The sequence below is a fragment of the Nakamurella sp. genome (assembly GCF_048594475.1).
Lineage (GTDB): Bacteria > Actinomycetota > Actinomycetes > Mycobacteriales > Nakamurellaceae > Nakamurella.
Genome location: NZ_JBMDXT010000013.1, coordinates 1 through 5,538 on the forward strand (window position 1 = coordinate 1; position 5,538 = coordinate 5,538).

The following is a 5,538-nucleotide window of genomic DNA, read 5'->3' on the forward strand; positions in this document are numbered from 1 at the left end:
CGTTGGCCTCCACGAGGATCTTGTCCTCGAGCGGCTGGATGTTCACGCTCGCCACGGTGTGACCTCCCCCTTCTGGGGTTCGTTCGCGCGGCGGCCACCCCGGACGGGGCGCCGTCGACATGATTGTCTGCCTGTCCCGGCGCGGTTCGGGCCCGTCGTCGCGGGTGCCGGGCCGTCACTGAGCCGTTCGACTAGCACTCTAGCCATGCGAGTGCCAGGTCTCAACCGTGGGACGGCCCGAACCCGGATCGGCGCGTCGCCGGGCCGCTCATCCCGGCCGCTCAGCCCGGCCGCTCAGCCCGGCCCGGGCGGTCAGGTCGGGGCGACCACGGCCGACCGGTTCGACCACAGCAGGCCCAGCGCCATCAGCGCGAGCGCGACGATCAGGATGGAGCTCCACTGCAGGTTGCCGGCGAAGGCGACCAGCCCCCAGCCGCCGACGGCCAGCGCCACTCCGGCCAGCCCGGCGGCCGCACCGGCCAGGGCGCGGGTCGGCCGGCCGCCCCGCAGCAGCTGCCGGGCGACCACCAGTCCGCCGGCGGCCAGCAGCAACGCCCCCGTCGCGACCCACAGCCAGGTCGCGGCCGACAGACCGGTGCGGGCCAGGAACACATCGTCGCCGCGGGCGGACAGCACGCCCCCGGCCACGAGCAGCTGCAGCAGGGCGATCAGCCCGAGCAGCACCGCGAGCAGCGTGGCCCAGGCGGGCCGGTGCTCGGAGGGCTCGGGGGGCTCGGAGGGCGCGGGGGCGACCATGCCTCGAGGGTGCCACGCGCCGGAAGCGCGCCGACCGCCGCGGTCCGCCGCCGACCGTCAGTGCGCCGCGTCGGCCAGGGCGTCCCGCAGTCGCCGCAGATCGGCCAGCGCGCCGGCCACAGTGCCGTCGGCGACGTGCGCGTCGTACCACTGGTTGTCCAGGTCGATCTCGATCCGCATGAGGGCGGCCTCGGCCGCCAGCCGGCGGCCGGGCGTCAGCTCGGTGTCCACGTGTCGCAGCCAGTCCCGGACGGCGTCCTCGTCCGGGGCGCCGTCCAGCAGGTCGGGCTGGTACTCGGCCAGCAGCAGGGTGATCGCGGTGAGGGCCGCGTCGACCTCGGCAGGCGGCAGCATCGAGCCGGCGGTGGTCACGGCCCGGATCGCCGCGGACAGCTGATCGCCGGTACGGCCGTCGGTGGTCGACCGGAGCCTGGTCAGCAGGGCCCGACCGGCGTCGGTCCGCAGGAACTGGTGGGGATCGTGGGCGGTGGTCGCGGTCATCGACGCTCCTCGTTGAGCAGGACGTGATCTCCGATCACGGTCACGTGCTGCCAGGGTAGGCGCCCGCGCGCCCGGGCCGGTCGGTTCCGCGCCCCCGCCGCTCCGCGTCGGCCCGCGCGCGCGTCGACTCACCTCACCTGCGGGTTCCCGACGGTCGGGAACCCGCGTCCGGGGCGAGTCGAGGAGCTGGGGCGACCGGCTCTCAGCCCACGTGCACGGTCGACACCGGCAGCCCGGGGTCGCCGGTGAGCGATGCGCCGGACGGCTCGACGCCGGCGGCGACGACGTGGGCGCCGACCGCGGCGATCATCGCGCCGTTGTCGGTGCACAGCCCGGGGCGGGGCACCCGCAGGGCCAGGCCGGCGGCCGTGCACCGCTCCTGGGCGAGGGCCCGGAGCCGGCCGTTGGCGGCAACCCCGCCGGCGATCACCACGGTGCCGATGCCCAGATCGGTCGCGGCCCGGACGGTCTTGGCCGTCAGCACGTCCACCACCGCCTCCTGGAACGAGGCGCAGACGTCGGGGACGTCGACCGTCCGGCCGTCCCGCTGCGCCTGCTCGACGTAGCGGGCCACGGCCGTCTTCAGCCCCGAGAAGGAGAAGTCGTAAGCCGGGTCCTGCGGTCCGGTGAGGCCGCGCGGGAAGCGGATCGCGGCCGGGTCGCCGTCGGCGGCCAACCGGTCGATGACCGGGCCGCCCGGGTAGCTCAGGCCGAGCAGCCGGGCGACCTTGTCGTACGCCTCGCCGGCGGCATCGTCGATGGTGGTGCCGATCTCGGTGATCGAACCGGCCAGGTCGTCCACCCGCAGCAGCTGGGTGTGCCCGCCGGACACCAGCAGCGCCAGGGCCGGCGCCGGCAGGGGCCCGTGCTCCAGGGTGTCGGCCGCGACGTGCCCTGCCATGTGGTTGACGCCGAACAGCGGGACGTCCCAGGCCGCCGCGTAGGCCTTGGCCGCGGCCACGCCGACCAGCAGGGCTCCGGCCAGGCCGGGCCCGGCGGTCACCGCGACCGCGTCGACCTGCCGCGGGTCGATCCCGGCCCGCTCGAAGGCCGCGCGCACCGTCGGCACCATCGCCTCCAGGTGGGCACGCGAGGCGATCTCCGGGACGACCCCGCCGAACCGGGCGTGCTCGTCCTGGCTTGACGCGACCGCGTGACCGAGCAGGTCGGGCCCGTCCGCGGTCATCCGGACCAGGCCGGCGCCCGTCTCGTCGCAGGACGTCTCGATGCCCAGGACGATCGGGCCGGACGCCGGGCCGGTCATGCCGCCGCCCCGGCCGGCCGGGCCATGGTGTACGCGTCCGCGCCGCTGGGCTGGTAGTAGCGGCGGCGCACTCCGAGAATCACGAATCCCTCCGACTCGTACAGGGCGATGGCCGGCGCGTTGTCGGTGCGCACCTCCAGCAGCACGCGACGCGGTCCGGCGTGCGCGAGCAGGTCGCGCAGCAGCGCCCGGCCCAGGCCGGCCCCCTGGGCCGACGGCCGGACCCCGATGGTGTGCACCTCGGCCTCGTCCCCGAGCAGGGCCAGGCCCGCGTACCCGTCGACGACGCCGTCGACGTCCCGGTGCACCACGTAGTGGTAGCCGGCGGCCAGCTCCCCGGCGAACATCGCCGCGGTCCACGGCGAATCGCCCGGGAACAGGATCTCCTCCAGCTCGACCAGGGCCGCGATGTCGCGCCCGGCCGCCGGTTCCAGCGCGATCGTCACGGCGCTCACCGGCCCAGCACCGATTTGCGGGCCCCGGGCACGGTGGCGTCCGGCCGGCGCAGGTACAGCGGGACGAGCGGGCCGGGCAGCGCCCCGGTGAGCAGCGGTGTCGCGGCGGCCTCGACGAGGCCGATGGCCGGCGCGTCGGCGGGCGGGGTGAGCACCGGCAGATCGAGGTCGGCGATCAGGCCCGTCCCCGCGCCGGCCACCCGCGTGGGCGTCAGCCCCGATCCGGCGAGCAGGTCCGGCAGCGCCGCGGGCGCGACCACCGCCGGCCCGAGGACGCGCCGGCCGTCCGCGGCGTAGCCGGAGACGTACACCTCACGGCGGCGGGCGTCGGTGACGACGAGCAGGGCCCCGGGCAGGGGCTGGAGGGACCGCGCGAGACCGTCGTGGCCGGGTACCCCGTGCACCGGGATGTCCAGCGCGTCGCCCAGCGCGGCCGCCGTCACCATGCCCACCCGCAGCCCGGTGAACGGGCCGGGCCCGACGCCGACCACGACGGCGTCCAGGTCGCGCACGGTGTGCCCGGCCTCGGCCAGCGCCGCGGTGACCAGCGGCATCAGCTTCTCGGCGTGGGCGAGCGGGTCGACGACCGTGTGCTGGGCCAGCACCCGCGCCGGCCGGGCCGGCCGTCCGGCCTCCAGCTCGGCGATCAGCTCGTGCGGCGGCCGGATCACGACCACGCCGGCGGTGACCGCGGGGGTCGAGGTGTCGAGGGCGAGGACGAGCACGATGGGCCATCTTACGGATGGCCGGCGGCCGGACCCGGCAGCCGGAACCGACGCCGAGCGCGGGCGGCTACCCTGACGGCCCGACGGCCCTGCGCGCGGTGGAGGTGGACGTGGCCGAACAGGTCACCCTGGCCGACGTCGCCCGCTGGGCGGGCGTGTCGGTGGCCACCGCCTCCCGCGCGCTGCACGGCACCACCGGCCGCACGGTCAATCCGGAACTGCGGGCCCGGGTCAAGGCCGCCGCGGCCGAGCTGAACTACTCCCCCAACGCCAACGCCCAGGCCGTTGTGCGGGGCACCACCACCACGGTCGGGCTGGTGGTCCACGACATCGCCGACCCGTCGGCGGCCGCGTTGGCCGCCGGCGTCATGCAGGTCGCCGCGACGCGGGACCTGATCGTGACCATCTCGGCCACCCTGTCCGACCCGCTGGCCGAGGTTCGGCACGTGGAGTCGCTGCGCCGGCAGCGCGCGCGGGCGATCGTGCTGGCCGGCTCCCGGTTCAACGATCCGGAATCGGCCGGCCGGCTCGGCGAGGAACTCGTCGGGTACGCGGTCGGCGGCGGCCGGGTGGCGGTGGTCGGCCAGCACCGCATGCCGCTGCGCACGATCGAGATCGACAACGACGGCAGTGCCCGGCGGCTGGCCACCACCCTGGCCTCGCTGGGCTACCGCCGGGCCGCCGTGCTGGCCGGGCCCGAGCTGATCGCCACCGCCGAGGACCGGATGACCGGGTTCCGCGCCGGGATGGCCGCGGCCGGCGCGCCGGTGGCGCAGGAGAACGTGCTGGTGGCCCCGCCGACCCGGGACGGCGGCTACGTGGCGATGACCGAGCTGATCGACCTCGGCCTGCTGGACGGGGTCGACGTCGTCGTCGCGGTGAACGACGTGATGGCGGTCGGGGCCATCGCCGCGCTGCGCGATCAGGGTCTGCGGGTGCCGGCCGACGTGGCCGTCGCCGGCTTCGACGACATCTCCACCCTCCGGGACGTGCGCCCGGCGCTGACCACGGTGCGGCTGCCGATGGAGCGCATCGGGGCGGACGCCCTGGCCCTGGCCCTGAGCGGCGGCCCCGACGACGAGGTCGGCGTCCGCACGGTGATCGGCGACGTGGTGGTCCGGGAGAGCACGCCGCCCCGGTCCTGAGCCGGGCGGGGCCGCGATCCGGGGCCGGGCAGCGCGGTTCGGGTGCGCTTCGGGCGCGTCTCGTGAGTCACCCGTGCGGGAGCCGCGCGGGAGCCGCGCAGGGTCGTGGGCCGGCGCACAGCAAAGACCCAGCCGGTTCCTGGCCCGGGCTGGGGTGGGCCCGCGATCGTGACGCCATGACCCTCGCCGCCACCGCCCCGCGCCCGACCCGGTCGCCGGTGACGGTCCGGCGGCGGTCGCCGGTCGCCGGGGGCGGCTGGCCGGGTCAGCTGCTGCGGTTCGCCCTGGTCGGCGGCGGGGCGAGTGCGCTGCAGCTGGCGGCCTACGCGTTCCTGGCCGACGCGGTCGGGGCGCAACCCGCCAACGTGGCGTCCTGGCTGGTCGCGACCCTGCTGGCCACCGAGTTGCACCGGCGGTTCTCCTTCGGCGGCCCGAACCCGACCACGGGCCCCGCGCTCCGGCCGGGCCGCCGGCCGGAGGTCGACCACGTCGTCGGGGTCGTGACCGGGCTGGCCACGCTGCTGCTCTCCATGCTCGCCCTGGCCGCGCTGGACGATCCGTCCGACGCGGCCGGTGTGCTCGCCCTGGTCGCGGTGAACGGGTCGGTCGGCCTGCTGCGGTTCGCGGTGCTGCGGTGGTGGCTGCTGGGCCGGCCGGCGAGCGGGGGTATCGGTCCGCGGCGCGGGCGCTCC

General features: G+C 76.6%; 7 protein-coding genes. 2 read left to right on the forward strand and 5 right to left on the reverse strand.

What is annotated here, in order from left to right; all coding sequences use genetic code 11:
- Window positions 1-312: 312 nt before the first annotated feature.
- The 5 genes from ACOJUF_RS00710 to tsaB form a co-directional block, all read right to left on the reverse strand.
- Window positions 313-756: a hypothetical protein gene (locus ACOJUF_RS00710; protein ID WP_420119945.1), complete on the reverse strand. Its 444-nt coding sequence runs from the start codon at window positions 754-756 to the stop codon at window positions 313-315.
- Window positions 757-813: 57 nt separating this feature from the next.
- Window positions 814-1,257: a hypothetical protein gene (locus ACOJUF_RS00715; RefSeq protein ID WP_420119946.1), complete on the reverse strand. Its 444-nt coding sequence runs from the start codon at window positions 1,255-1,257 to the stop codon at window positions 814-816.
- Window positions 1,258-1,459: 202 nt separating this feature from the next.
- Window positions 1,460-2,521, reverse strand: a complete 1,062-nt coding sequence (gene tsaD / locus ACOJUF_RS00720; protein ID WP_420119947.1) for a tRNA (adenosine(37)-N6)-threonylcarbamoyltransferase complex transferase subunit TsaD — start codon at window positions 2,519-2,521, stop codon at window positions 1,460-1,462.
- On the reverse strand, window positions 2,518-2,976 hold the full coding sequence (gene rimI / locus ACOJUF_RS00725) for a ribosomal protein S18-alanine N-acetyltransferase (protein ID WP_420119948.1): 459 nt from the start codon (window positions 2,974-2,976) through the stop codon (window positions 2,518-2,520). The genes tsaD and rimI overlap by 4 nt, the downstream gene beginning before the upstream one ends.
- Entirely contained in the window at window positions 2,973-3,701 is a 729-nt protein-coding gene (tsaB, locus tag ACOJUF_RS00730; protein WP_420119949.1) for a tRNA (adenosine(37)-N6)-threonylcarbamoyltransferase complex dimerization subunit type 1 TsaB, read from the reverse strand. Before tsaB ends, rimI begins: the two co-directional genes overlap by 4 nt.
- A 17-nt stretch (window positions 3,702-3,718) precedes the next feature.
- Between tsaB and ACOJUF_RS00735 the strand changes: the two genes are divergently transcribed.
- The gene (locus ACOJUF_RS00735) at window positions 3,719-4,846 is read left to right on the forward strand and encodes a LacI family DNA-binding transcriptional regulator (protein ID WP_420119950.1); all 1,128 of its coding nucleotides are present in this window, start codon (window positions 3,719-3,721) and stop codon (window positions 4,844-4,846) included.
- Between the two features lie 176 nt (window positions 4,847-5,022).
- Window positions 5,023-5,538, forward strand: a 516-nt coding sequence (locus tag ACOJUF_RS00740) for a GtrA family protein (protein ID WP_420119951.1), incomplete at its 3' end; no start/stop codon positions are given.

What these genes read in the sequence shown, in the direction of transcription:
- ACOJUF_RS00710 (WP_420119945.1), bottom strand. Translation starts at nt 756, where the DNA reads ATGGTCGCCCCCGCGCCCTCCGAGCCCCCCGAGCCCTCCGAGCACCGG.
- tsaD (WP_420119947.1), bottom strand. Translation starts at nt 2,521, where the DNA reads ATGACCGGCCCGGCGTCCGGCCCGATCGTCCTGGGCATCGAGACGTCC.
- ACOJUF_RS00715 (WP_420119946.1), bottom strand. Translation starts at nt 1,257, where the DNA reads ATGACCGCGACCACCGCCCACGATCCCCACCAGTTCCTGCGGACCGAC.
- ACOJUF_RS00735 (WP_420119950.1), top strand. Translation starts at nt 3,719, where the DNA reads ATGGCCGGCGGCCGGACCCGGCAGCCGGAACCGACGCCGAGCGCGGGC.